Source organism: Bradyrhizobium sp. 14AA (assembly GCF_054185205.1).
On the sequence record NZ_JAVAYM010000008.1, the window covers coordinates 178,358 to 202,870 of the forward strand.

At 64.7% G+C, this 24,513-nt stretch carries 22 protein-coding genes; 8 read left to right on the plus strand and 14 right to left on the minus strand.

The annotated features are described in order from the left end of the window. Nucleotides 1-15 precede the first annotated feature (15 nt). Genes RAD15_RS17030 through RAD15_RS17040 form a run of 3 tightly spaced genes read right to left on the minus strand, consistent with a single transcriptional unit; the run spans nt 16 to nt 3,169 of the window. Nucleotides 16-1,323, minus strand: coding sequence for an NAD(P)/FAD-dependent oxidoreductase (locus RAD15_RS17030; protein ID WP_458179291.1), 1,308 nt, complete (start codon nt 1,321-1,323; stop codon nt 16-18). A 15-nt stretch (nt 1,324-1,338) separates the two neighbouring features. Then, a complete protein-coding gene (locus RAD15_RS17035; RefSeq protein ID WP_458179292.1) occupies nt 1,339-2,055 on the minus strand; it encodes an HAD family hydrolase in 717 nt (238 codons plus the stop codon). A 34-nt stretch (nt 2,056-2,089) separates the two neighbouring features. After that, on the minus strand, nt 2,090-3,169 hold the full coding sequence (locus tag RAD15_RS17040; protein WP_458179293.1) for an ABC transporter ATP-binding protein: 1,080 nt from the start codon (nt 3,167-3,169) through the stop codon (nt 2,090-2,092). A 212-nt stretch (nt 3,170-3,381) separates the two neighbouring features. Between RAD15_RS17040 and RAD15_RS17045 the strand changes: the two genes are divergently transcribed. Then, complete coding sequence (locus tag RAD15_RS17045) at nt 3,382-4,320, plus strand: LysR family transcriptional regulator (RefSeq protein WP_458179294.1); 939 nt, start codon at nt 3,382-3,384, stop codon at nt 4,318-4,320. A 20-nt stretch (nt 4,321-4,340) separates the two neighbouring features. On the opposite strand, the gene RAD15_RS17050 is transcribed toward RAD15_RS17045, so the two are convergent. Both RAD15_RS17050 and RAD15_RS17055 read right to left on the minus strand, forming a co-directional pair. After that, on the minus strand, nt 4,341-5,492 hold the full coding sequence (locus RAD15_RS17050; RefSeq protein ID WP_458179295.1) for an alpha-hydroxy acid oxidase: 1,152 nt from the start codon (nt 5,490-5,492) through the stop codon (nt 4,341-4,343). 13 nt (nt 5,493-5,505) lie between these two features. Continuing rightward, the gene (locus tag RAD15_RS17055; RefSeq protein WP_458179296.1) at nt 5,506-7,152 is read right to left on the minus strand and encodes an L-lactate permease; all 1,647 of its coding nucleotides are present in this window, start codon (nt 7,150-7,152) and stop codon (nt 5,506-5,508) included. Nucleotides 7,153-7,375: 223 nt separating this feature from the next. Here RAD15_RS17055 and RAD15_RS17060 point away from each other — a divergent pair, with 223 nt between their 5' ends. Beyond that, on the plus strand, nt 7,376-8,137 hold the full coding sequence (locus tag RAD15_RS17060; protein ID WP_458179297.1) for an FCD domain-containing protein: 762 nt from the start codon (nt 7,376-7,378) through the stop codon (nt 8,135-8,137). A 16-nt stretch (nt 8,138-8,153) separates the two neighbouring features. On the opposite strand, the gene uxuA is transcribed toward RAD15_RS17060, so the two are convergent. The 6 genes from uxuA to RAD15_RS17090 form a co-directional block, all read right to left on the minus strand. Next, nucleotides 8,154-9,344: a mannonate dehydratase gene (gene uxuA, locus RAD15_RS17065; RefSeq protein ID WP_458179298.1), complete on the minus strand. Its 1,191-nt coding sequence runs from the start codon at nt 9,342-9,344 to the stop codon at nt 8,154-8,156. 13 nt (nt 9,345-9,357) lie between these two features. Further along, nucleotides 9,358-10,407, minus strand: coding sequence for an L-idonate 5-dehydrogenase (locus tag RAD15_RS17070; protein WP_458179299.1), 1,050 nt, complete (start codon nt 10,405-10,407; stop codon nt 9,358-9,360). Beyond that, a complete protein-coding gene (locus tag RAD15_RS17075) occupies nt 10,404-11,810 on the minus strand; it encodes a TRAP transporter large permease (protein WP_458179300.1) in 1,407 nt (468 codons plus the stop codon). Before RAD15_RS17075 ends, RAD15_RS17070 begins: the two co-directional genes overlap by 4 nt. Nucleotides 11,811-11,814: 4 nt before the next feature. Beyond that, entirely contained in the window at nt 11,815-12,393 is a 579-nt protein-coding gene (locus RAD15_RS17080; protein ID WP_458179301.1) for a TRAP transporter small permease, read from the minus strand. 169 nt (nt 12,394-12,562) lie between these two features. Beyond that, complete coding sequence (locus tag RAD15_RS17085; RefSeq protein WP_458179302.1) at nt 12,563-13,540, minus strand: sialic acid TRAP transporter substrate-binding protein SiaP; 978 nt, start codon at nt 13,538-13,540, stop codon at nt 12,563-12,565. 70 nt (nt 13,541-13,610) lie between these two features. Continuing rightward, entirely contained in the window at nt 13,611-14,435 is an 825-nt protein-coding gene (locus tag RAD15_RS17090) for a FadR/GntR family transcriptional regulator (RefSeq protein WP_458179303.1), read from the minus strand. 142 nt (nt 14,436-14,577) lie between these two features. On the opposite strand from RAD15_RS17090, the gene RAD15_RS17095 reads away from it, so the two are divergent. Continuing rightward, complete coding sequence (locus RAD15_RS17095; protein WP_458179304.1) at nt 14,578-16,062, plus strand: mannitol dehydrogenase family protein; 1,485 nt, start codon at nt 14,578-14,580, stop codon at nt 16,060-16,062. A gap of 97 nt (nt 16,063-16,159) precedes the next feature. Beyond that, on the plus strand, nt 16,160-16,567 hold the full coding sequence (locus RAD15_RS17100) for a nuclear transport factor 2 family protein (protein ID WP_458179305.1): 408 nt from the start codon (nt 16,160-16,162) through the stop codon (nt 16,565-16,567). A gap of 24 nt (nt 16,568-16,591) precedes the next feature. Here the strand turns inward: RAD15_RS17100 and RAD15_RS17105 are convergent, their stop codons facing one another. Then, entirely contained in the window at nt 16,592-17,347 is a 756-nt protein-coding gene (locus RAD15_RS17105; RefSeq protein WP_458179306.1) for an HAD family hydrolase, read from the minus strand. A 150-nt stretch (nt 17,348-17,497) separates the two neighbouring features. Here RAD15_RS17105 and RAD15_RS17110 point away from each other — a divergent pair, with 150 nt between their 5' ends. Both RAD15_RS17110 and RAD15_RS17115 read left to right on the plus strand, forming a co-directional pair. Continuing rightward, nucleotides 17,498-18,346 carry an SDR family oxidoreductase gene (locus tag RAD15_RS17110; protein WP_458179307.1) on the plus strand — a complete coding sequence of 283 codons (849 nt, stop codon included), beginning with the start codon at nt 17,498-17,500 and terminating at the stop codon, nt 18,344-18,346. Between the two features lie 124 nt (nt 18,347-18,470). Further along, entirely contained in the window at nt 18,471-19,739 is a 1,269-nt protein-coding gene (locus RAD15_RS17115; protein ID WP_458179308.1) for a serine hydrolase domain-containing protein, read from the plus strand. Between the two features lie 58 nt (nt 19,740-19,797). Here the strand turns inward: RAD15_RS17115 and RAD15_RS17120 are convergent, their stop codons facing one another. Then, nucleotides 19,798-20,685: a dienelactone hydrolase family protein gene (locus RAD15_RS17120; RefSeq protein WP_458179309.1), complete on the minus strand. Its 888-nt coding sequence runs from the start codon at nt 20,683-20,685 to the stop codon at nt 19,798-19,800. A gap of 543 nt (nt 20,686-21,228) precedes the next feature. Between RAD15_RS17120 and RAD15_RS17125 the strand changes: the two genes are divergently transcribed. Continuing rightward, nucleotides 21,229-21,807, plus strand: coding sequence for a MarR family winged helix-turn-helix transcriptional regulator (locus RAD15_RS17125; protein WP_458179310.1), 579 nt, complete (start codon nt 21,229-21,231; stop codon nt 21,805-21,807). A 12-nt stretch (nt 21,808-21,819) separates the two neighbouring features. Here RAD15_RS17125 and RAD15_RS17130 read toward each other — a convergent pair whose 3' ends face one another. Continuing rightward, nucleotides 21,820-22,785: a hypothetical protein gene (locus RAD15_RS17130; protein WP_458179311.1), complete on the minus strand. Its 966-nt coding sequence runs from the start codon at nt 22,783-22,785 to the stop codon at nt 21,820-21,822. Between the two features lie 820 nt (nt 22,786-23,605). Between RAD15_RS17130 and RAD15_RS17135 the strand changes: the two genes are divergently transcribed. After that, the gene (locus RAD15_RS17135) at nt 23,606-24,376 is read left to right on the plus strand and encodes a response regulator transcription factor (RefSeq protein ID WP_458179312.1); all 771 of its coding nucleotides are present in this window, start codon (nt 23,606-23,608) and stop codon (nt 24,374-24,376) included. Nucleotides 24,377-24,513 lie beyond the last annotated feature (137 nt).

Below are 24,513 nucleotides of genomic sequence, written 5' to 3' on the forward strand. Positions count from 1 at the left end.
TCCTCCAAAGAGACCTCACCGACCGATCGCATCGAGAAACTGGTACCAGCCGGCGACCATGCGCACGGCGGGCTCACGCAGCGGATAAAACGGAATCGTTTTCATGCGCCGCGCATCAAGCAAGCCGACATCGGGCGTCTCGCCACGCACGAAGGCGGCGAGATAGCGACCCATCAGGCTCGACATCGCCACGCCCGCGCCGTTGTAACCCATCGAGAACAGCGTGCGGTCGTCGAGCCGGCCGATATGCGGTACCGAGTCCATCGTCATCGCGACGAGACCCGACCATTTGTATTCGAGCGGGACATCGGCCAAATCAGGGAAGATGCCGACCATCGCCTTACGCAAGGCATCGAAGGCGGCTTGCGAATCCTGCTTGCCGAAGGCGCCGCGCCCGCCGAAGATCACGCGGTTGTCGACCATGCGGAACCAGCGCATCATGCGCTTGGTCTCGGTGTAGGTGCGTCCCGTCGGCATCAGCCGCCCTGCGAGATTGCGCGGCAGACTTTCGGTCGCCACCATGGCGCTGCGGAACGGGATCAGCGTCCGCTGCATGTGCGCGGTCGCACTGGTGAGATCGGAATAGCTGTTGGTGGCGATGATGGCCTGCTTGGCGCGCACCGCGCCCTGCGGCGTCTCGGCGACGATGCCATCGCCCTCCCGCCGTAGCTTTATCACCGGCGATTCCTGGAAGATCGGCACGCCGCGGCGCGCCACGCCATCGGCGAGGCCACGCAGATAATTCAGCGGATGAATGCCGCCGGAGCCGGGATTGAGCACGCCGCCGACGAAGATGTCGGAGCCGGTCTCCTCACGCACGCCGTTCTTGTCGAGGATGCGGACCTCGGCAGAGCCCATCTCGCGCGTCATCCAGTTGGCTTCGTCGATCGCGGCCTTCAGCGTCGTCTCGTTATGCGCCGCCTTGACCTGGCCGGTACGCGTCAGGGCCGCGCTGGTGATGCCGAATTCGGAGACCAACTCCTCGACGATGTCGGTCGATTCATGCGCGATCTCGTACATGCGCCGCGCCATGGCGCGGCCGTGCACGGCGTCGATCTCGCGGAACGAGAGTCGGAATTTCGCGGTGATCACACCGCCATTGCGGCCGCTCGCGCCCCAACCGGGGCGGTTCGCTTCGAGCACGACCGGCGACAGACCGTCCTTGGCAAGGTGGTGCGCCGCGGACAGGCCCGTGTAGCCCGCACCGATGATCACCACATCCGCCTGCTGCTCGCCCGATAGCACGGGAAACGCACGCGCCGGCTCCGCCGTGGCTTCCCACAGCGAGGCGACCGATGGCAGCGCGCTCCAGTCCCGTGTCATGCCCGCGCTCATGCCTTACGCCGCCGGCCCAATGGCCGCGTCGGCGAGCGCCTTCAGGGTCGGGAAATGGAAGTCCGGCTTGGTCAGCGTCTCCACCGCCGGCGTGCCGCCGAAACCGGCGATGCCCTGGCGGCGCTCGATCCAGCACACCTTGTAGCCGAGCTTCCGCGCGATCCCGATGTCGTGGTACTGGCTCTGGGCGACGTGCAGGATGTCGGACTGCTTGTAGCCGAAGGCCGACTGGCGGCCCTTGTTATAAGCGAAGAACTCCGGGTTCGGCTTTGCCACCCCGGTGTCGTCGGCGCAGACGGTGTCGTCGAAGGGATTGCCGAGCGCGTGCGCATAACAAGAGAGCGCGACGCGGTCGGCATTGGTCATCGCCACCAGCCGGTATTTCGTGCGCAGGCGCTTGAGCGCCTCGACCGAGTCCGCGAACGGCCCCCAGCGCAGCACCGAGAGCTGGAACACGTCGCAGGACGCATCGTCAGCGGGCAGTCCAAGCTCCTTGGCGAGATGGCGGTAGACGTGGAACATCGCCTCGCTGGAGCGCTCGTAATGCATGTCGCGGCCGCGCTTGTAGGGTTCGAAAATCTGCTCGTCGCTGAGCTCGGCCGGCGTCTTGCCCGAGATCTTGCGCACCGCGGAGAGCACGCCGGCCTCGAAATCGATCAAGGTGCCGACGACGTCGAAGGTGAGAACCTTGAAATTGCTGAACGCGGCTTGGGTCGACATATCAGTTTCTTCTCTCGGTTGAACAAGGCTGGTTTCAATCCACCCTGGGAACGACGATGGTGTCCTCGGGGTGAAGGGTGACGGTGAGGCTGCCGCCGACCGGCGGGATGCGGCTATAGGCCTGGTGATAGCTCGGCTGCCGCAGGCTGAGCGCGATGCCATCGGTGAGTGCCAGGAAGATCCGCAGGCTCTCACCCTGGTAGACGATGTCGGTGACGGTCCCGGTCAGCCGGTTGCAGCCGGCATCCTGCGCGCCGTCATCGATCAACAGTTTTTCACTGTGCACGGCGAGCATCAGCGCATCGCCGTCGGGAATGGCACGGGCGCTGCGCAAGAGCGCATTGCCGAGCGCGACGCTGGAGGCATCGACGCGGCGGACCGGCAGCATCGTCGCCTCGCCGATGAAGCTGGCGACGAAGGAATCGGCGGGATGATCGTGCAGCCGCTCCGGCTCGTCGATCTGGATCAGCCGGCCGTCCTTCATCACCGCGACGCGGTCGCTCATGGTCAGCGCCTCGCGCTGGTCATGGGTGACGTAGATGATGGTGGCGCCGATGCGCTTGTGCAGGGTGCGCAGCTCGATCTGCATGGATTCGCGCAGCTGCTTGTCGAGCGCCGAGAGCGGCTCATCCATCAGGATCAGGCGCGGCTCGAAGATCATGGCGCGCGCGAGCGCGACGCGCTGGCGCTGGCCGCCGGAGAGCTGCGCGATGCCGCGCTCCTCATAGCCGGCGAGGCCAACCATGCCGAGCGCGGCACGCACCTTGTCGGGCCAGCTCGCCTTCGGCAGGCGGCGCGCGCGCAAGGGAAAGGCGACGTTCTCGCCGACGCTCATATGCGGGAACAGCGCGTAATTCTGGAAGACGACCCCGATGTCGCGCTTGTGCGGCGGCATAAAGGTGACGTCGCGGCCCCCGAACAGGATCGTGCCGGAGGATGGCAGGATGAAGCCGCCGAGAATGCCGAGCAGCGTGGTCTTGCCGGAACCGGAAGGGCCGAGCAGCGAGACGAACTCGCCGGCGCCGACATTGAGGGAGACGTCGTCGAGGGCGCGAACCGGGCCATAGGCCTTGCTCGCGGATCTGATCTCGACGCTTTCCGCTCGTTTGTCCAACGATCGACCTCGCCCGTGTCCCTGCAATGGCGTGCCTCACTGCACGCCATAAGCCTGCTTTATAGACAGGGAACTGGAGCATTCAGAGGCGCCGCGTGCGCCGCACCAAATCTTCTCCCGTAAGCCCTGTGTTTAGGCTGTCATGCTGATGACACCAGACTTGGCAAAATCCGGCAATTGCCAAATTCTCACCCGGCTCATAACATGGCGTTATGCCCGAGCTCCGCCGGATGCTACCCTCCAGTAACGCCCTGTTCGTCTTCGACGCAGCGGCTCGCAACGGCAGCTTCACGGCCGCTGCCGCCGAATTGAACGTCACGCAGCCGGCGGTGAGCCGCATGCTCGGACAGTTCGAGGAGCATCTTGGCGTCCGGCTGTTCGATCGCAAGGCGGGCCGCGCGGTGCTCACCGAGGAAGGCGAGCTGTTGTATCGCCGCGTGCTCGAAGGCTTTCGCAGCATCGAGACCGGGCTCGTCGAGATCGAGCGGCGCCGCAAGGGCACCGAGACGGTGACGCTGTCGGTCTCCTCCGCCTTCACCACGCACTGGCTGATGCCGCGCATCGACAAGCTGCAGAAGCAGTTTCCGCAAGTCGATCTCCGCTTCCAGCTCATCTCCGGCGCGCTGCGCGGGCCGGTCGACAATGTCGATCTCGGCATGCGCTTTCGCGATCGCGAAGAGCCCTCGTCCGGCGGCACCCTGGTGATGAAGGAGGTCATGCTGCCGATGTGCAGCCCCGGCTATCTCGGCGAGACCGATCCCACCGAGGGCAACACCATCATCCGCCTCGCCGAGACGCCGGGCGACTGGGCCGCGGACTATTCGTCGCTGCTCACCGGACGCCGCGGCGCGGCCAAGGCGCTGAGCTTCACCGATTATGCCGTCGTGATGCAGGCCGCCCTGCTCGGCCAGGGCATCGCCCTCGGCTGGCTGACGGTGGCCTCGCACTGGTTACTGACCGGCGCGCTGGTGCCGGCCTCCGACTCGCTCACCACCACGCGGCGCATCTGCGAATTCCTGCCCCCGCGCAACCGCCCGATGCGTCCCATCGCCGCCGAGATCCGCGACTGGATCATCGCGCAGATGCGAAGCGAGATCGCCGCGATCGACCGGCTCTATCCGAAGCTGGGCGCGATGGCGGCGTGTTATTGATGCCGGCCGATCACGGCGCGCTACCCGGACCGGAAGCGCAGATTGGCGCGCGATAGCTGGCTGATCGAGGTGCATCCCATCAGCTTCATGTCGCGCTCAAGCTCGGCCCGCAGGAGGCCGAGGGCTCGTTCGACACCGGGCCGGCCGGCGGCGGCGAGCGGATAGAGATAGTATCGTCCAAGCCCGACCGCCTTGGCCCCGAGCGACAGCGCTTTCAGGATATGGGTTCCGCGCTGGATCCCACCGTCCATCATCACGTCGATGCGGTCGCCCACGGCATCCACGATTTCGGCGAGTTGATCGAAAGCCGAACGCGAGCCGTCGAGCTGGCGGCCGCCATGGTTGGACAGGACGATGCCGGCACAGCCGATGTCGACCGCGCGGCGCGCGTCTTCCACCGACATGATCCCCTTCAGGCAGAACGGCCCGTTCCAGGTGCGCACCATCTCCGCGACATCGTCCCAATTCATCGCGGGATCCAGCATTTCCGTGAAATAGCGGCCGATCGACATGGCGCCGCCGCCCATGTCGACGTGCTCCTCCAGTTGCGGGAGCCTGAATTTCTCGTGGGTGAGATACTGGATGCCCCACATCGGCTTGATCGCGAACTGCAGCATGCCCGCAAGCGTCAGGCGGAAGGGAATGCTGAAGCCGGTGCGCAGATCGCGCTCGCGATTTCCTCCGGTGATGCTGTCGACCGTCAGCATCATCACCTCGACGCCCGCCTCCTTGGCGCGCTGCATCATGGCGCGGTTGAGACCGCGATCCCTGTGGAAATAGAATTGATAGACCTGCGGAGTATCGTGGGCCTTGCGCAATTCCTCCAGGCCAACCGTGCCGAGCGAGGAGACGCCGAACATGGTGCCGTAGCGCGCAGCGGCAGCGGCGACGGCACGCTCGCCTTCATGATGGAACAGCCGTTGCAAGGCGGTCGGCGAGCAGTAGAACGGCAGCGCGAGCTTCTGGCCCATGATGGTGACCGAGAGATCGACCTGCTGCACGCCGCGCAGCACGTTGGGCAGCAGGTCGCAATGCGCGAAGCTTGCGCTGTTGCGGCGATGGGTCGTCTCATCGTCGGCTGCGCCATCGATATAGTCGAAGATCGGGCCTGGCAGCCGGCGGCGCGCCAGCCGCCGGAAGTCGTGGAAATTGTGGCACTGTGCGAGACGCATCTCTCATCTCCGTTCAAGGCACCAGCAGCTTCAGCGGCCAGACATAGGCCTGGCCAAGCACCAGGACGCCGACGAGAACTGCGAGCGCGAGGCTGTGGAAGAAGACGAAGCGCAGGATCGTGCCCTCATGGCCATACCATTTGGTCGCGGTGGAGGCGACCACGATCGATTGCGCGTCGATCATCTTGCCCATGACGCCGCCCGAACTGTTGGCAGCCGCCATCAACACCGGACTGACGCCGATCTGCTCGGCGGTGATGCGCTGGAGCCCGCCGAACAGCACGTTCGACGAGGTGTCCGATCCCGTCAGCGCGACACCGAGCCAGCCGATCAGCGCGCCGAACAGCGGATAGAGCGAACCGGTCCTGGCAAAGGCGAGGCCCAGCGTCGCGTCCGTGCCGGAGTAACGGGTGACGAATCCGAGCGCCAGCATGCAGGCAATGGTCGCCAGCGAATAGCGCGTCAGGTGCAACGTTCGCGCATACATCCGCGCCAGTCCCAGCGGACTATAGCCGACCAGCAGTCCCGAGATGATCGCCGACAGCAGGATGCCGGTCCCCGCCGCCGAGAGCAGATTGAGCGCATAGACCGCGCCTTCGGCGACCGGCTTGGCCACGACCGGCGGCGCCTTCAGCACGAGATTGTGCAGGCCCGCGACCGGAAACTTCGCGACCCAGATGCTGTCGAGCCAGCTCTTCACCTGCGGCATGCCCCAGGCGAAGACGAAGGCCGAGAAGATCAACCAGGGCGTCCAGGCTTTGGCGACGGCAGCCTTGGTGGCCTTGCCGGCCGGCGCTTCGGCTGCCAGCGGCGCGCCATAGCGTGCCGGCATCTCCTTCATCACGTTGGCCGGGCGCCAGACTTGCAGGAACAGCGCCAGGCATCCCATGGAGGCCACGGCGGCGATCACGTCGACCAACCACGGGCCGTGGAAATTCGAGACCAGGTATTGCGGAATGGCGAAGGAGAGGCCCGCGACCAAGATCGCCGGCCAGATCTCGAGCATCCGCCGGAAACCGACGAACGCCCAGATCAGCCAGAACGGCACGAGCAGGGAGAAGAACGGCAGTTGCCGGCCGATCATCCCGCTCAGTTCCTGGAGATCGAGTCCGGTCACCGCGGCGAGCGCGATCACCGGCGTGCCGAGCGCCCCATAGGCCACCGGCGCCGTGTTGGCGATCAACGACAGGCCGGATGCGGCGAGCGGCGAAAAACCGAGGCCGATGAGCATCGCGGCGGTGACCGCAACCGGCGTGCCGAACCCGGCGGCGCCTTCGAAGAACGCGCCCAGCGAAAATGCGACGAACAGAAGTTGTAGCCGGCGATCATCACTGATCGAGCTGATCGAGCGTTGCAGAACCGCAAACTCGCCCTTCTCGTTGAGGAGCTGATAGAGGAAGATGATGTTGATAACAATCCAGCCGATCGGCAGCAGGCCAAAGCCCGCACCGTAGATCGCCGCCATGCCGGCCGCCTGCGCCGGCATGCCGAAGGCAAAGACGGCGATGCCGAGCGCGGTCGCCAGGCCAATCGCCGCCGCCCAGTGCGCCTTGATCTCGAAGATCGCAATCGCGCTCAGCAAGACGATGATCGGCAGCGCCGCCGCAGCGGTCGACAGCCACGGATTGTTGAAGGGGTCGTAAACCTGCGTCCACGTCACTGGAAGATCTCCTCGGGTTGCCTCACATGCCACCGCGTTGGGCCGCGATCTTGGGCATCTCTATTATCCATACACAGTTCTGGTAAAATTAATTTACCATTGCTGTCAATTGGGTAATATATTTCGTGCGCCGAAGGCGGCGGGGAGCGTGCTTGACCGCCACCGTCAAAGGCTCATAGTCGGCGGTGAATCCGCACGCTCCGCCAAAGGGATAGGTGCCGTCTTGAGCAACGTCGTCCACACGCCGAAAATCGCCGAGGCGATGGCCGATCACATCGAGAAGCTGATCCTGGAAGGCGTGTTGCGGCCGGGCGAAAGGCTTGCGGCCGAGCGGGAGCTGGCCGACAAGCTGGAAATCTCACGGCCCTCGCTGCGCGAGGCGTTGCAGATTCTGGAAAAGCGGGGATTGCTGGTCACCAGCCGCGCAGGGACCTTCGTCGCGCAATTCCTCTCGCCTCTGCTCCAGCCGCTGGCCACGCTGTTGCAGGACAAGCCGCGCGTCACCGCCGACTATTTCGAATTCCGCAGAATTCAGGAGGCGCACGCTGCACGGTTCGCAGCCTTGCGCGCGACCGACCTCGACCGCCAGTCGATCCGCCAGTGCGTCGACCGGATGCGGAAGGCGCACAAGCTCGAAGACCCCACGCAGGAAGGCGATGCGGACGTCGACCTTCACCTCCTGGTCTACGAAGCGAGTCACAACGTGGTGCTGCTCCACGTCATGCGCGCACTGGCTGACCTCCTGCGCAACAACATCTTCTACAGCCGCGCTCAGCTCTACCTGCGCGAAGGCGTCCGTGATCAGCTGCTTGAGCAGCACCTGGCGCTCGCGGAAGCCGTGATCGCGGGCAAGGTCAAGGACGCCGAAGCCGCCGCAACGGAACACATACGTTTCACATTCGAGACGGTCGAGGAGATCAGGCGCGACAGCGTGCGGCTGGAGACATCGCTCAGCCGCGTGAACCGCAGCGATTTTCTCGCTTGATGGAGCCGCAGGTCTCCTATCGATGCTCGATCGCTCTGATCGCGCCACGCAATTCGGCAAGACCGCGCAGACGGCCGATCGCGGTGTAGCCGGGATTGGTGCGCTTGGTGGCGGCGAGATCGTCCAGCATGCGGTGGCCGTGGTCGGGCCGGAAAACGATCTGCTTGTCTCGTGAACGCCGCGCGTTCTCCTTCAGCAGCGCCTTGAGCACCGCGACCATGTCGACGTCGCCGTCGAGATGATCGGACTCGTAGAACGACAGGCCGTCCGCCTCGCGCTTGGTTGCGCGCAGATGCGCAAAGGCGATACGCGGGCCGAAGCGTTCGGCCATTTCAGGCAGATTATTTTCGGCGCGCACGCCGAGCGAGCCCGTGCACAGGCAGATGCCGTTGGCCTCTGACGGCACGGCATCGAACAGCGCCTGGTAGTCGTCGGCCGAGGAGGCAATGCGCGGCAGACCGAACAGCGGCCGCGGCGGATCGTCGGGGTGCAGGGTCAGCGAAACGCCGAGCTGCTCGGCAACCGGCGTCACACGCCCGAGGAACTCGGCGAGATGCTGCCGCAGGATTTTTGGCGTGATGTCGCGATAGGTCTCGAGCCGGTCGCGGAATTGCGGAATCGTCATCGGCTCGGTGGTCGAGCCGGGCAGCGCGCTGGCGATGACCATGACGAGATAGTCGATGTCGGCCTGGCTCATCCTGTCGAACAGCGCTTTCGCGCGCGCCTGCTGCTCGGGCGAATATTCCTGCACGGCGGCAGGCCGCTTGAGGATGTGCAGCTCGAACGCGGCAAAGCGGTCCTGGTCGAAGCGCATGGCGCGGGCGCCGTTGGGGAGCTCCCATTCGAGGTCTGTGCGGCACCAGTCGACGACCGGCATAAAATTGTAGCAGATGATCTTGATGCCGGCGGCGGCGACCGCCTCCAGGCTCGCGATCCACGCCTCGATCGATTTCGTCGCCTTTCCGCCAAGTCGCTTGACGTCGTCGGGGATCGGAATCGATTCCACCACCGACCAGGTCAGCTGCGAACGGCCGGGCTGGCCATTCTCGATGAAGTTCTTGCGCTCCTCGACGGCCTTGCGCGTCCAGGCTTCGCCGATCGGCACCTGATGCAGCGCCGAGACGATGTCGGTCGCCCCGGCCTGCCTGACGTCATCCAGCGAGACCGGATCATCCGGCCCGTACCAGCGCCATCCCTCCAGCATCATGTACAATCTCCGATCAGTTCGCGGTCAGCACGACCTTGACGCTCTGCGAGCGGTCGAGCGCCAGCCTCAGCGCATCGGGTGCCGTCGAGAGCGGACGCTCGGCGGTGACCAGCGACAGCACGTCGACGCTGCCGTTGGAGATCAGTTCCACGGCGGTTGCGAATTCGAAGCCGAAGCGGAACGAGCCGCGCAGGTCGATCTCCTTCGCCATCACCGCATTCGACGGCGTCGGAATCTGCCCACCTGGCAGATTGCCGATCTGCACCACAACGCCGCCGCGCCTGACGATGCCGATGGCGCTGGCAAGACCCGCCGCCGTACCCGAGACTTCGAACGCAACGTCATAGGGACGCGCGGCAGCCTGGGCCTTCAGTCCTTCCTCGCCGGCCGAGACGTTCTCGACATGCGAGGCGCCAAGCTTGGTCGCAAAGGCCAGCGGTGCCGGCGCGATGTCGGCGACCGTGATATCGGCCATGCCGGCGCGGTGCGCGGCGAGCATGGTCAGAAGCCCGATCGGGCCGGCACCGAAGATGATGCCGCGCTTGCCCTCGATTTTGCCGGCACGCGCGACCGCGTGCAGGCAGACGGAAAGCGGCTCCGCCAGGGCTGCGGCCTGGTAGGACACATGGTCGGGAATCTTCACGCACTGCGCGGGGATCGCGTCGAAATAGTTCGCAAAACCACCTTGCATGTGCGGCGTCTTCGAGGCCGAGCCCATGAAGTAGATGTTCTCGCAGAGGTTCGGCCGGCCCTCGCGGCAGGCGACGCAATGGCCGCACCAGCGCGACGGATTGACGGCGACGCGGTCGCCGACCTTCAGGTTGGCCGCAGCGCCGGAGATCTCCACGACTTCGCCCGAGATCTCATGTCCGAGCACCAGCGGCGACTTCACCACGAAATCGCCGGTCCGGGCATGACGGAAATAGTGCATGTCCGAGCCGCAGATGCCGCCGGCACCGAAGCGGATGCGCACCATGCCGTCCGCCAGCTTGTCGAGCGGATGCTCGACCATGCGCAGATCTTCGGGTCCGAACAGGGTAGCAGCGAGAGCAACGGAGGTCATTTGGAGAGTCCCATGTATTTAGGCAGCCAGAGGGTCAGTTCGGGGATGTAGGTGATCGCGATCAGCGCGAGCATCAGCGGCACCAGCCAGGGCAGAATCGCGACCGTGGTGCGCTCGACCGAGAGTTTTGCCACGCGGGCGAGCACGAACAGCACCATGCCGAGCGGCGGATGCAGCAGGCCGATCATCAGGTTCAGCGTCATGATCAGGCCGAAGTGGATCGGATCGATGCCGAGCTTGAGCACGATCGGCAGCAGGATCGGCACCAGGATGGTGATCGCCGCCGTGGTGTCGATGAAGCAGCCGACGAACAGGATCAGGACGTTGGCGAGCGCCAGGAACACCCATTTGTTGTGGGTGATGCTGAGCATCCAGTCCGACAGCATCTGGGCGGCCTGCGACACCGTCAGCAGCCACGCGAAGATCGAGGCGGCGGTGACGATGAACAGCACCGAGGCCGTGGTCTCGATGGTGTCGAAGGTCGCCTTGGCGACGGTCCGGAATGTCATGGTCCGGTAGCGGACGAGGCCGAGGAACAGCGACCAGATCACCGCGGCGACGGCGGCTTCGGTCGGCGTGAACCAACCCAGCGTCATGCCGCCGATCAGGATCACCGGCGCCATCAGCGCCATCACCGCCGAGAAGTCAAAATACCAGTCGATCGCGAGCAGCGTGCCGAGACCGATGACGACAGCCATGTTGACCGACATGCCCGCGAGCACCATCAGCCAGATCGCCATCGGGAACGCCAGCACGATGGCGATCTCGAGGCCCGCGGAGCCAAGCTGCGGCCAGGAGAACGGCGTGTCACTGCCCCATTTGTTCTTGTGCGCGAAATAGGTGACAGTGGCCATCATGAACAGCGTCAGGACGACGCCGGGAATGACGCCGCCGAGGAACAGCGCGCCGATCGAGACGTTCGCCATCATGCCGTAGATCACGAAGGGCAGCGACGGCGGGATGATCGGTCCGAGCGTCGCGGACGCCGCGGTGACACCGACCGAGAACTCGGTGGAGTAGCCGTGGTCCTTCATCGCCTTGATCTCGATGGTGCCGAGACCGGCGGCATCCGCGATCGCGGTGCCGGACATGCCGGAGAAGATCACCGAGCCGATGATGTTGACGTGGCCGAGGCCGCCGCGCATCCACCCCACCAGCGCGACCGCGAATTTGTAGATGCGGCCGGTGACGCCGGCGATGTTCATGAGATTGCCGGCCAAGATGAAGAAGGGAACGGCGAGGAGCGGAAAGCTCTCGACGCCGGCGATCATGCGCTGCGCCAGCGTGACGTCGGGCGTCACGCCGCTGACCAGGATGTAGAGCAGCGACGACGCGGCCATGGCGATTGCCACGGGAACGCCGAGCAGCATCAGGATGAGGAAGCCTCCAAGCAACAGCAACATGGGATTACCCTTCAAAACCGTCGTAGGCGCCGGGGCGTTCGAGGATCGAATAGCCCTGCCGCAAATGCTGCAGCGCCACCTGCACCGAGCGCACGAACATCAGCACGAAGCCGGCGAGCACGGCGTAATAGACGTAGTCCTTGGGAAGATTGATCGTCGTCATGGACTCGTCGCCGATGATCTGGATGTAGACCCAGACCAGCTTGATGGCGTAGCCGAAGAAGGCGATCCGGATCAGGTCGATCACCGTCGACAACGCGCGCGCCACGAGGTGCGGCAGATAGCGATAGATGAGGTCGACCTGGATGTGCCGCGACAGCCGCACGCACATCGAGGCGCCGATGAAGACGACGCCGATCAGGCAATAGGTCGCGATCTCCTCGGTCCAGGCATAGCTGTCGTTGAGCACGTAGCGGGTGAAGAACTGGAGGAAGACGGCAAGTGCCATCACCCAGAAAATCGCCAGCGCCACCCAGTCCTCGAAAGCGTAGACGCCGAGATCGACCTTCGGCGTCGCTTCCTCCTCGAAGGTATGGGCGATCTCGTCCCCGGTGATCTGCCGGTGCACTTCGACGGTCGACATGTGGTTACTCCTCAAAACTCGCTCACGTGATTGACTCACGTCGTTCCGGGGCTCGCAAAGCGAGAACCCGGAACCCCGAGATTCTCAGGTGCGCAATTGCGCACCGTAGTTCGGTGCTCGGACCGTGCTCTGCACGGTCCTGCGCGCCGCCCCGGAATGACAGTCGTTGTTATTTGACCGCCTGGATGCGTTCCCAGTCCGCCTTGCGATAACCAAAGGTCTCGAACGCGACGTTCTTCAGCACGGTGTCGCGGAACTCGTTCTTGTCGACCTCGGTCACGGTCAGGCCCTTCTCCTTGAAGAAGGCGACCAGCTTGGCCTCGTTCTGCTTGATCTCGCCGGTCGCCTTGGCGGCGGCCTCCTGCGCGACGTCGGTGAAGATCTTCTTGTCTTCGTCGCTGAGCTTCTTCCAGAGCGCGCCCGCCACCACCGTGTTGAGATGGTCGACGATATGGCCGGTCAGCACGATGTGCTTCTGCACCTCGTAGAACTTCTTGGCTTCGATCGTGGTCAGCGGGTTCTCCTGCGCCTCGACCGTGCCGTTCTGGAGCGCGAGATAGACTTCGGCGAACGCGATCGGCGCGGTGTTGGCGCCGCAGGCGCGCGGCATCGCCAGATAGGCGGGCACGTCGGGCACGCGCATCTTCAGCCCCTTGAGGTCGGCGCAGGTCTTGATCGGCTTGTTCGACGAGGTCTGGCGCACGCCGTAATAGGTCACCGCGACGATGTGGTGGCCGCTCTTGTCCTCATAGCCCTTGGCGAGCTCCTTGAAGATGTCGCTCTTGGTGTAGGCGAGCAGATGGTCGGAGTCGCGGAAGGTGTAGGGATAGTAGGTCACGCCGATCGGCGCAAAACTCTTGGCCGCGAAGCTCGAGCCGGAGATGATGATGTCGACCGAACCGAGCGAGAGGCCCTGGTTGATGTCGGCTTCCTTGCCGAGCTGCGAGGCCGGATAGACGTCGACCGTATAGCGCCCGTTGGTGCGCTTGCCGATCTCCTGCGCGGCCCAGACCGACGCCGTGTGGAACGGCTCCGATGTCTCGTAGACATGAGCCCATTTCAGCTTGGTCTGCGCCATGCCGGCATTGGTCGCCGCGAGCATCGCCGCGGCCGAGACCGCGAGCACCATCGTCATTTTTTTCAACATTGTCTTTTCCTCCATGTTCTAAGTCTGCTTCTTGTTCGCCCGCCCCGAAGCGGAGGCGGACCGCCCAATCTCATCGCCGCCGCGCGCCGCTGCTCCTTCCGGCTGCCTTGGCCTGCTTCTTCGGTGCACCCTTTGGCTTTGCCGGCTTGACCGGAGATCGCGCGGACCGGCCGCGCCCTGCAGGCGACCCTGCTGCGGTCTCCGCACCAAAATTCTGCGCAAAGCGCTCCTGCGAACGCGCCAGATGAGCACGCATGGCGTCGCGCGCGCCTTGCGGATCACGCGCCACGATCGCGTCGCGCACGGCGCGATGCTCGTCGAGCGCCGTACGCCAGGTGCCCGGGCTTTCGAAGTAATGCGCCAGCTGCGCGAAATAGGGATTGAGGCGCTGGTCGAACAGCTCGCCGACGACGCGGACCAGAACGGCATTGCCGAGACTGCCGGCGATCGCGACATGGAACGCACGGTCGTGGACCATCGAGGCTTCGCCGGGATGCTCGACATTCTCCATCGCCAGAAGGGATGCGTCGATGCGGGCGATATCGTCTTTGGTCGCGACCCGCGCGGCCTGCTCGGCGATGGCGCTTTCGAGGAATTCGCGAGCGCGGAGCAGCTCGAACGGACCTTCGATGACGGCCGCCGCCGGTGATGGCGTGGCGTCCGCGGGCTCGGTCACATAGATGCCTGAACCGACGCGGATGCGGAGGCGGCCTTCGACCTCGAGCGCGATCAGGGCTTCACGGACCGTCGGCCGGGAGATCTTGAGCTGCTCGGCGAGCTCGCGCTCGGTCGGCAAGCGGCTGCCGACCGCGTACTCGCCGCTGTCGATCAGGCTTCGCAATTGATCGGCGACCTGGCGATAAAGCCGTCTCGCCTCCACAGCTTCCAGCGGCACGCTGGCCTCCCTGAAAGGGTCGCGCGGGGTCGTCCGAACCCGCGGCCCGCCAATTTTGGAAAATTGGTCTTACCAATTGACCGGAGCATTGACCTGATACGGGCGCCATGTCAAGCAGCGGCAAAGCAAAGGGGAGACGTTCATGCGCCCAGGTTCGGTGCGTCTTGGCAGCGCCAATCTCGACCGGCTGCCGCCGGCCATCCGCCGCCCGGCCTATGACCGGTCGCGCGCCACGCCCGGCATCGTGCATCTCGGCCTCGGGGCCTTTCATCGCGCACACCAGGCCGTCGTCATCGACGATTGCCTTGCAACCGGCGCCGCTTCCTGGGGCATCATCGGCGCGAGCCTGCGCAGCCCGGATACGCGCGACGCTCTCGCCCCGCAGGACCATCTCTATACTGTCGCCGTGCGCGCCGCCGAAGGCACCGAGCACCGCGTCATCGGCGCGCTGCTCGACAGCGTCGTCGCCCGCGAGAAGCCGGCAGCCCTGGTCGAGCGGATGGCCGATCCCGCCATCCGCATCGTCTCGCTCACCGTCACCGAGAAGGGCTACTGCCACACGCCGCAGACCGGCGATCTCGACGAGCGGCATCCTGATGTCGTGCACGATCTCAACAATTTCGACGCGCTGCGCTCGGCGCCCGGCTTCATCGTGGCGGCGCTGGCGCGCCGGCGGGCGCAGGGTCTTGCGCCTTTCACCGTGCTGTGCTGCGACAATCTCGCCGCCAACGGCCACACCGTGCAGCGGATCGTGACGCAGTTTGCCGCGCTGCGCTCGAAGGACCTCGGCAAGTGGATCGCCGATCACGCCGCCTTCCCCTCGACCATGGTCGACCGCATCGTGCCGGAGACGACGGATGCCGACCGCGCTGCGGTGTCATCGGCACTCGGCTATCGCGACGCCTGGCCGGTGATGACCGAGCCGTTCACGCAATGGGTGGTCGAGGACCGGTTCACGGCGGGCCGCCCCGACTTTGCCGCTGCGGGCGTCGAGCTCGTCACTGATGTCAAGCCGTTCGAGCTGATGAAGCTGCGGCTGCTCAACGCCAGCCATTCCGCGCTCGCCTATCTCGGCTATCTCTCAGGCTACGAGACCATCGCCGACACCATGCAGGATCCGCATTTCGCCCGCCTTGCCGCACAGGTGATGGAAGAGGCCGCGGTAACGCTGACGATGCCTGCCGGCACGGACCTCTCCGCCTATCGCGTCTCGCTGCTCAAGCGCTTCGCCAATCCGGCACTGCATCACCGCACCTGGCAGATCGCGATGGACGGCTCGCAAAAGCTGCCGCAGCGCCTGCTCGGCGCGATGCAGGACCGCCTCGCCAGGAACCTGCCGATCGCAACGCACGCGCTCGCGGTCGCCGGCTGGATGCGCTATGTCAGCGCGCTCGACGAGCAGGGCCACGCGATCGACGTGCGCGATCCCCTTGCCGCCGAGTTCGCCACGCTGGCGCGTGAGGCCGGTCCCGTCGCCGAACGGCTCGCACCCGCGCTGCTCGGCGTCGCCAAGGTGTTCGGACCGCTGGGGGCCGAGCCGCGCCTGCGCGAGGCCGTGACCACGGCGCTCGGCCGGCTCTACAAGGATGGCGCGCGGCGTGCCGTAGAGACACACGTCTCCGTGTGACTACAAAGCGGGCAATGCTGCACTGCGTTTAAAGTCGACGCAAAATCGAACTGAAGTCGCGCTTGATTTTTGCGTGTCATTGCCGCACCCGAGAGGCATGGCAAAGGACAGCAAGGTCATGGCCGCGAATGCGGCCTTCTACGCCGCCTTTTCGACGGGCGACTTCGACGGCATGGAACGGATGTGGGCGGATGACGACGGCATTTCCTGCATCCATCCCGGCTGGCCGGCGATCATCGGCCGCGCCACCGTGATCGGGAGCTGGCGCGACATTTTGCAGAACCCGGAGCGGCCGCAGATCGTCTGCGCCGAGCCGCAGGCCATCATCGACGGCGACAGCGCCCGCGTGCTCTGCATCGAGATCGTCGACGGCACCGCTTTGGCCGCGGCCAACCATTTTCGGCGTGTCGGCGACGACTGGCGCCTGGTGCATCACCAGTCGAGCCCAATCGCCCAGATTGTCGAGCAGGCTGAGGACGATAGGGCAAGCCACCGCGTCCACTGAGAGGGGCAGGCCCGCCGGCCCGTTCTACTGTGCATGGGGTTGTTTTTCAGTTTTTTGTTCTGAGGCCTCGAGTTCCAATAGATCACCCAGCACGAACCGCGCCGCCGCGAAGTCATCATCCCCAAAGAACATGCTGCGGGTGATGAGCACCGGAATGCCGGCGCGAGAGGCCGCGATCAGGCCATTCGACGAATCCTCGATCGCGACGCAGTCCGATGCGTCCAGCTTCAGCCGCGCCAGCGTTTCGAGATAGACGTCCGGTGCGGGCTTCTTGTGCCTGACATCGTCGCCGGCCACGATCACCTCGAAATCCGCAGCCCAGTGCTTGCCGAGCGCCTGCGACAGCAGCGCATCGATATTGCCGTGCGACGTGGTGGTGGCGATCGCAAGCCGCTGGCCGCGCGCCCTCGCCGCGGCGAGCAGCTCCGCCACGCCGGGCCTTAGGGGGCAGCAGCCCGTTTCGACCAGCTCGGCATAATGCGCGGTCTTGATGCGGTGAAGCGCGGCGATGTCTTCGTCCGGCAATGGCGGAGCCCTTCCCAGCCTTCCATGATAGGCGCGCATGCGCTCCTTGCCGCCGGTGACGCGCAGCAGATCCTTGTAGACAGCCCGGTTCCACTGCCAGTCGAGACCATGGCGGGCGAAGGCCTGGTTGAAGGCCTGCCGATGCAGCTCCTCCGTCTCGGCCAGGGTGCCGTCGACATCGAAGATCAGCGCGGCCGCGCGCCGGATCAGTTCGGCCGCATCGGCCTGCGCCAAAGCGGGCGCTTCTGCCTGCATGATCGATGCCTCTCTCCCCTATGACGGGCAACCATCGCCCGGGGCGACGGGCGAGACAAATCGCAATATCTTTTGCCGGACCCAAAAATCTCTTATGAGCGAGGACGCGCAGCTGGCGCGGACGGGAATTCCGACCTGCACGGGAGACGCATGCGGCTCTTCATCCTTGGCCTCGGCTACAGTGCTGGGCATTTCGTCCGCAAATTCGGCGGCGCCTTCTCGCATGTCGCCGGCACGGTGCGCGATCCCGCGCAGCGGGACGACCTCGCCGGCGTCGAGCTGCATCCGTTTGCCGGCGGCAGTCCGGCTCGCGAGACGGTCGAATGTATCGGCGACGCCGACGTCCTTCTCATATCGATCCCGCCCGGAAGCACCGGCGATCCCGCCATGGCTGCGTTCGGCGACGTGCTGGCGGCGGGACGCCGCAAGATCGTCTATCTCTCGACCATCGGCGTGTATGGCGATCACGGCGGCGAATGGGTCGACGAGAGCACGGCTCCGCAGGCAACGCTCGATCGCACGCGGATGCGGGTCGCGGCGGAGCAAGCCTGGACCGACACGACAGGCGGTAATGCCGCGATCCTGCGGCTTGCCGGCATCTACGGCCCCGGCCGCAACGCGCTGGTGACGCTGCGGGCAGGCACCGCCCGGCGCATCATCAAGCCGGGACAGGTCTTCAACCGCATCCACGTCGACGACATCGCGAGCGCGATCATGGCCGCGGTGAACCATCAAGGCGGCGGCACCTGGAACGTCTGCGATGACGAGCCGACCCCGCCGCAGGACGTGATCGCCTATGCCGCGAAGCTCATGGGCATTGCGCCGCCGCCCGAACAAGCGTTCGAGACGGCCGAGATGTCGGCGATCGCCCGCAGCTTCTATTCCAGCAGCGCGCGTGTCTCCAACGCGAAACTGAAGCGCGAGCTCGGCGTCACGCTTGCCCACTCGACCTATCGGCATGGCCTCGATGCGCTGTGGCGCGCGGGGGAAGGACGCTAGGGTCCCGGCATCCCCGGCGCGTCCCAGACATGCCCTGCCCGCGCTTGACTTCGCCCCGGCACGATCGTGATCTAGGTGGTGAGCGAGCCACAGCACAACTAGCTCGCACCTTGGGGAGGATACCATGAAGAAGACGATCGCCATGATCGCGGCGGCAGCTGCCGCCATCACGCTCAGTGCAGCGCACGCCGCGCCGCTGCCCGAAGCCAATCCTGATGACGCCGGTTTCTCGAAGCAGGGTCTTGCGCGGCTCGACAGTTTCTTCGCGCGCGAGATCGCCGCCAAGCGCGTCCCCGGCGCGGTCGTCGCCATCGCGCGGGACGGCAAGCTGGTGCACTACCAGGCCTACGGCATGCTCGATCCGGGCAAGGGCACGCCGATGTCGGTCGATGCGATCTTCGCACTGGCGTCGATGACCAAGCCGATGGCCGCGGTCGCTGGCCTGACGCTGATGGAGAAAGGCCAGTTGCCGCTTCAGGCCAAGCTGTCCGATTACTATCCCGGCTTTGCCGACATGAAGGTCGGCCTGCCCCAGGCCGACGGCTCGCTCAAGCTCGAGCCGCAGGCTTCGCCGATCTTCATCCACGATCTCTACCGGCACACCTCAGGACTGATGTATGGCGGCCGCCCGGACTCATCGAGCCCGGTGGCACGGCAATATCCTGACGGCGTCGCGCCGGCGGTCGAAGGCGACACCCAGACCTTCATCGACCGCATCACAAAGCTGCCACTGGCGCATCAGCCCTCGACCGAGTTCGAATACGGTTTTTCGATCGACGTGCTGGGTGCTGTGGTCGAGAAAGTGAGCGAGCAGAAGCTCGGCGACTATCTCGCCGCCAATGTCTGGCAGCCGCTCGGCATGAAGGACGCAACCTTCCACCCGACAGACGCGCAGCGCCCTCGCCTCGCCCGCCCGTTCGCCAACGATCCGCTGACGGGCAAGCCGCAAGCCATCAAGCTGCTCGACACGCCGACCAAGTTCGATTGCGGCGGCGCCTGCTCGTTCGCAACGGTCGGCGACTACATCCGCTTCGGGCAGATGCTGCTCAACGGCGGCGAGCTCGACGGCCAGCGCATCCTCGGGCCCAAGACCGTGCATCACATGACAACCAACCACCTCGGTCCCGAGATCAAGAACAACGTGGCCAATGTCGAGCCGCATCGCGGCGGTTTCGGCTTTGGCCTTTCGGTTGCGGTCCGCACCAGCGAGGGCCTGTCGTCGGTCCCCGGCAATCCCGGCGAGTTCACCTGGAACGGCGCTTACGGGACGCAGTTCTTCTGCGATCCCAAGGAGCGTCTCGTGGTCGTCGTCGGAACGGCGGCGCCGGGCGAGCTGCGCAAATACTATCGCGAGCAGGTTCAGGACATCGTCTACGGCGCGATGACGAAGTGAGACCGGTGCGCTGAAATAGAAAGGGCGGCCGCCAGGGCCGCCCTTTTGGAATCCGGCGTCAGCTCAACACGCCGTACTTCTTGAACCAGACCTCCGCCTGCTTCCACGCATCCTCCGCCGCGTCCTTGCGGTAGCTGCCACGGTAGTCGGCATGGAAGCCGTGCGGTGCCTCCGGATAGATCTTGAATTCGGCCATCTTCTTGTTCTGCTCGAGCGCTGCCTTGAGCTGCTCGACCTGGGCGACGGGAATGCCGGTATCGGCGCCGCCATAGAGGCCGAGCACCGGCGCCTTCATCTCGGGCGCGAGCTGAAGCGGGCTCTTCGGCCACAGCGGATTGGCGGGGTCGACCACAGTGCCGTAGAACGCAACACCAGCCTTGAGGCTGCCGCTGTGGGCGGCATATTCCCAAACGGTGCGCCCACCGCGGCAGAAGCCGATGATGCCGAGCTTCGCAGTGTCGCCGCCTTGCGATCCAGCCCAGGCCACCACCGTGTCGAGATCGGACAGCAGCTCCGCGTCCGGCTTGGCATTGACCACCGGCAGCAGATCCTTGACCTCGGCGACCTTGGTCAGATCGATGCCTTTGCGAAAGTAATAGTCGGGCGCGATCGCAAACGCGCCGAGCTTGGCGAGGCGCCGCGTCACGTCCTTGATGTACTCGTGCAAGCCGAAGATCTCCATCGCCACGATGACAACCGGCGCCTTGGTGTTGCCGGCCGGGCGGGCGAAATAGGCGGGCATCTCCTCGGAGCCGGCCTTGATCCTGGTATCGCCGACCTGGAGGCCATTGACGTCCGTCGAGACCACCTCGGCGCGGACCGGACCGGCCGCAAGCGTGTAGCCGGCGGCCACGGCCGCGGTGGCGCTCATGAATCCGCGGCGCGAGACCGGGGCGACTTTTGTCAGCCCGACGACATCGGATGTCATGGTGGTTTCAAAGCTCATCGGTCTATTCCTTGCTCTGCTCATGCTGTGCCCCGAGCGCGACGCATTCGCCAATAGTTGCCGCGCAAACGCAAGTCACCAGCATGCGAGCCAGGATGCGCGATGCGGGCCTGCGATGCCGCTGACCAACCCTCCCCGATCGTGTGCCGGATTTAACCGCGTGGCCGCGTTGCGTCGCAACATCCATTAACCGCAAATTGCGGTTCTGCCGCCACAGGCCACACGGTCGGACGTGGTCGATGATCGTGTCCTCCGCACAAATCGAAACGCTTCGTCGCAATAAATGAGCGTCATCGTGGCCACAGGGACACATCATGTTGCTCGGACGTCGCACGTCATCTGAAGCGGACGCGCGAGCCGGCGCGATTTGACTGAAATTTTCAGAAGAGTTGAGCGGAGTGATTTACTCGAACTTTCTTTGTGACGCTCTAGTTCCACGGCCGGAAGTTCCGTCTCCAGACATGGAGAAGCTTCATTCTCGCCGAACCAGATTGCGCTCCCAAAAGCCCAATTGAATAACGCTTTATCCGACCTGGAACTGAAATGAATTTGGCTCGCGAATCGATTGAACTGTTGGAGCAGGCCGCGCGCATCCTGTGGTTCGAAGGCACCAAGCATGGCTTGCGCGACCGCGAGTGGATGGCGCTGCGCTTCCTCTCCCGCGCCAACCGGTTTTCCCGGACCCCCTCGGCGCTGGCGAGCTACGTCGGCACCACGCGGGGCACCGCCTCGTTCATCATCGGCGAGCTCGAGCGGCTCGGTTATATCGAGCGAAAGCGCTCGGCCAAGGACAAGCGCTCCGTGATGCTGAGCGTCACGCAGCAGGGCAAGAAGTTCCTGGTGCGCGATCCCGTCAACGTTCTCGTCGAGGCGATTTCCGTCCTCGACGACGCGGCCAAGGTCCGCTTCCGCGACACCTTCCGGCACGTGCTGGACCAGTCGGACGCGGCCGAGCAGCGGCACCACACCGACGTTTGCAAGCGATGCATCTTCCTGCGGGAAGACCGCACCACCACCGACAGCAAGACGACAGTCGAGTTCAGCTGCCGCCTGTTTCGCGCGCCGATCGCGGAGGCGGAGGTCGATCTGCTATGCACCAGCTTCGAGCATCACCGCCAATAGAAGGCACGTCGGTCAGGGCGCAGCCTTCCGTGACGAATAGATGACGCCTCCGCTAGACTCCACCACCAGACGTCCGTTCTCGTTCCTGATCTCTTCGATGCGGCCAAGGCCGGGCACCTGCTGCCCCAATACGGTTTCGATGACGCCGTTCGGACCCTGCAGGATCGCGATCCCTTCATAGGCCTGGCGGACCGACCAGCCCTTGACCGTCTTCCGCGGCGCCGAGGCGCGCTCGGACGGAGACACCGAGCCGGTGATCTCGGGCGCGGCGACCGAGGCCATCATCGGCATCGGCTGGGACGGCTGCGATTGCGCCACGGCCGGCGCCGGAGCCTGGGCCTGCGCCTGGGCAAGCTTGTCGAGCTTCACGGTCGAGGACGAGCTCACCCGCTCGATGCGATCCAAATTCTCGGCGAACCTGCCGAAGCGGTCATTGGTCGCTTTGCTCGATTGATCGACCGCGGTGCGCAGGCCGTCGAGATTCTCGGACACGCCCGACACCTGCTTGCGCAGTTGCGCGACCGTCTCGCGAAGAATCCTGATCTCCGCATTGGCCGCCACATTGTTCTGGGCGGGCTGCGTGGTGAGATAGGCGATCACGCCGGTGCAGGCGCAGACCACCAGCACAGCGGCGACCGCCAGCGTTGCGAGCGGGGCAACCCATGTCGGACGGGGCGGCGGCGGCTTGGCCACGATCACGGCCGGCTTGATCACGGTCGGCACAGGCTTGGGTATCGCCATCTTGTCGAGGCGCGCCTTGGCACGAATACGCTTCAGCCCCTCGAGCGCCTCTTTCGCCAGAGCCTCGTCGCTCGCTGCCGTCGACGAGCGTTTTGCGCTTGCCGCGGGCTTGCCGATTGCCGCGGGCTTGGCGGCTCGCGCCGCGTTGTTGCTTGTATCGCGCACCTCCGGAGCCGGCTTCGCTGCCGCAGAAGCATCAACGGTCGCGTTGGGACGAGCTTGTCCATCGGACAACATGTGAAAATGCTCCGTTCGGTTCGATATGTCGAACGGTGACGTTATTTGCCGAAGCTTGTCTGAAACGTGCGCATCAAAATCGTTTTCACCGCGCGCGATACGACGTCACATGAGTCAATCGCGACATACACGTGGCGATAGTGCGACTCGAAAGACACACACTCGCCAAGATTTCGCCAAGCTGGAGTCGCCTCGCCATACATGAGTCGAATTGTCGCACGCGGAAACACCACCGCGAGAGTCAATCCCGGGTTGAAAACCCCTCAATATGCATGACCCGCCGCACCACCTAAAAGAGCTGCAATTGTAGGGGATGTGGAACTATAGACCCGCCACGGTGCAAAACTAGTTCAGCTTCCAAATCAACTGATGCGATTGGACATACAAAGAAACAACTCGAAACGAACCAACAGCATCAAGCTGATGTAGCAATCGCTTTGTTGCGCGCGCTTGATCGGAAATCGGCAATTGTTACGGTCCTACTCAAGTGATTCTCGCCAGTTGGCGAGGAGATCGACACAGTTCAGTAGTGTTCAGACGCGATGAGCAACTTGGCGCAACTGTTCTAGGTCGCTTTCTCAATCCGCTCCGCGAGGTGATCCGTAAGACACCCGCCGAGCCTCACGCAGTAAGCGTTTCAGTATCGAGTCGAAGTAGCAGGCCTGCGAGATGCAGGCGCTGAATGCGTAGGGCTGCCCGCGAATATCGAAACCATAACAACGGTTCGCGGGAAGGAATGTCGTCAAACAGCATCGTTGCCGAGCCGGGCATCACAATAACCAACCGGCCGCAACACGTGCGAAACAGGGGCGAAAGACTGATGTATATTATCGTTGATGATCGCGAGAGCGTCGCGAACAGCTACGTCGGAGGGCTCGTTCGCGAAGGCGTATCGTCGATCGGCTTCTCCTCCGGAGAGTTCTGGGACTGGCTGCAATCTGCGAACGAATCGGATCTGGCTGCGGTCGACGCCTTCCTCCTCGGGGATTGCGACGCTCGTGGAAGCCTGCCGCGGGCGATGCGCAAGCGCTCCGCGGCTCCCATCATCGCCATGAGCGGTCAGAAGATGCTCAAGAACACGCTGGAGCTGTTCGAATCGGGTGTCGACGACGTCGTGCACGTGCCGATTCATCTCCGCGAGATCCTCGCCCGAACGGCCGCGATCGCACGCCGCCGGGTGGGCGAACTGCCGAGGCCCTGCGAGACCAGGATCCAGGTCTTCTTCAACGGACGTGACCCCGAGATCGCGGGCCACGCCCTCACCCTGCCACGCCGCGAGCTGCGCATTCTCGAATATATGGTCAGCAACCACGGCAAGTGGATCACCAAGACGCAGATCTTCAACGCGGTCTACGGCATCTTCGAGTCGACCTTCGACGAGAGCGTGATCGAGAGCCACGTCAGCAAGCTGCGCAAGAAGCTCCGCGACCGCCTCGGCTTCGACGCGATCGTGGCCCGGCGCTACGTCGGATATCGCCTCAACATCCCGGCCGGCGAGACCATCGACGTGCCGATGCAGGAGCTCGACGAGGTCGGCATCCTCTTGAACAGGGCGCATGCCGTCCCGGCGGCGTACCCGGCCGGAAACTGACCCGGCAGGGCACCACGACCAAACGACAACGGCCTCTGCGGAGCACCCCGCAGAGGCCGTTGCATTTTCGAGGGTTGGAGACGGCGGAACGAGGGTCCGGCCGCACGGCGCGGATGCAGCCGCAAGGCGCGACGAGA

Excerpts from the sequence above, each read along its gene's own strand:
- RAD15_RS17030 (WP_458179291.1), bottom strand. The coding sequence starts at position 1,323 with ATGACACGGGACTGGAGCGCGCTGCCATCGGTCGCCTCGCTGTGGGAA.
- RAD15_RS17035 (WP_458179292.1), bottom strand. The coding sequence starts at position 2,055 with ATGTCGACCCAAGCCGCGTTCAGCAATTTCAAGGTTCTCACCTTCGAC.
- RAD15_RS17045 (WP_458179294.1), top strand. The coding sequence starts at position 3,382 with ATGCCCGAGCTCCGCCGGATGCTACCCTCCAGTAACGCCCTGTTCGTC.
- RAD15_RS17050 (WP_458179295.1), bottom strand. The coding sequence starts at position 5,492 with ATGCGTCTCGCACAGTGCCACAATTTCCACGACTTCCGGCGGCTGGCG.
- uxuA (WP_458179298.1), bottom strand. The coding sequence starts at position 9,344 with ATGATGCTGGAGGGATGGCGCTGGTACGGGCCGGATGATCCGGTCTCG.
- RAD15_RS17070 (WP_458179299.1), bottom strand. The coding sequence starts at position 10,407 with ATGACCTCCGTTGCTCTCGCTGCTACCCTGTTCGGACCCGAAGATCTG.
- RAD15_RS17075 (WP_458179300.1), bottom strand. The coding sequence starts at position 11,810 with ATGTTGCTGTTGCTTGGAGGCTTCCTCATCCTGATGCTGCTCGGCGTT.
- RAD15_RS17080 (WP_458179301.1), bottom strand. The coding sequence starts at position 12,393 with ATGTCGACCGTCGAAGTGCACCGGCAGATCACCGGGGACGAGATCGCC.
- RAD15_RS17085 (WP_458179302.1), bottom strand. The coding sequence starts at position 13,540 with ATGTTGAAAAAAATGACGATGGTGCTCGCGGTCTCGGCCGCGGCGATG.
- RAD15_RS17095 (WP_458179304.1), top strand. The coding sequence starts at position 14,578 with ATGCGCCCAGGTTCGGTGCGTCTTGGCAGCGCCAATCTCGACCGGCTG.
- RAD15_RS17100 (WP_458179305.1), top strand. The coding sequence starts at position 16,160 with ATGGCAAAGGACAGCAAGGTCATGGCCGCGAATGCGGCCTTCTACGCC.
- RAD15_RS17105 (WP_458179306.1), bottom strand. The coding sequence starts at position 17,347 with ATGCAGGCAGAAGCGCCCGCTTTGGCGCAGGCCGATGCGGCCGAACTG.
- RAD15_RS17110 (WP_458179307.1), top strand. The coding sequence starts at position 17,498 with ATGCGGCTCTTCATCCTTGGCCTCGGCTACAGTGCTGGGCATTTCGTC.
- RAD15_RS17115 (WP_458179308.1), top strand. The coding sequence starts at position 18,471 with ATGAAGAAGACGATCGCCATGATCGCGGCGGCAGCTGCCGCCATCACG.
- RAD15_RS17120 (WP_458179309.1), bottom strand. The coding sequence starts at position 20,685 with ATGAGCTTTGAAACCACCATGACATCCGATGTCGTCGGGCTGACAAAA.
- RAD15_RS17125 (WP_458179310.1), top strand. The coding sequence starts at position 21,229 with ATGAATTTGGCTCGCGAATCGATTGAACTGTTGGAGCAGGCCGCGCGC.
- RAD15_RS17130 (WP_458179311.1), bottom strand. The coding sequence starts at position 22,785 with ATGTTGTCCGATGGACAAGCTCGTCCCAACGCGACCGTTGATGCTTCT.
- RAD15_RS17135 (WP_458179312.1), top strand. The coding sequence starts at position 23,606 with ATGTATATTATCGTTGATGATCGCGAGAGCGTCGCGAACAGCTACGTC.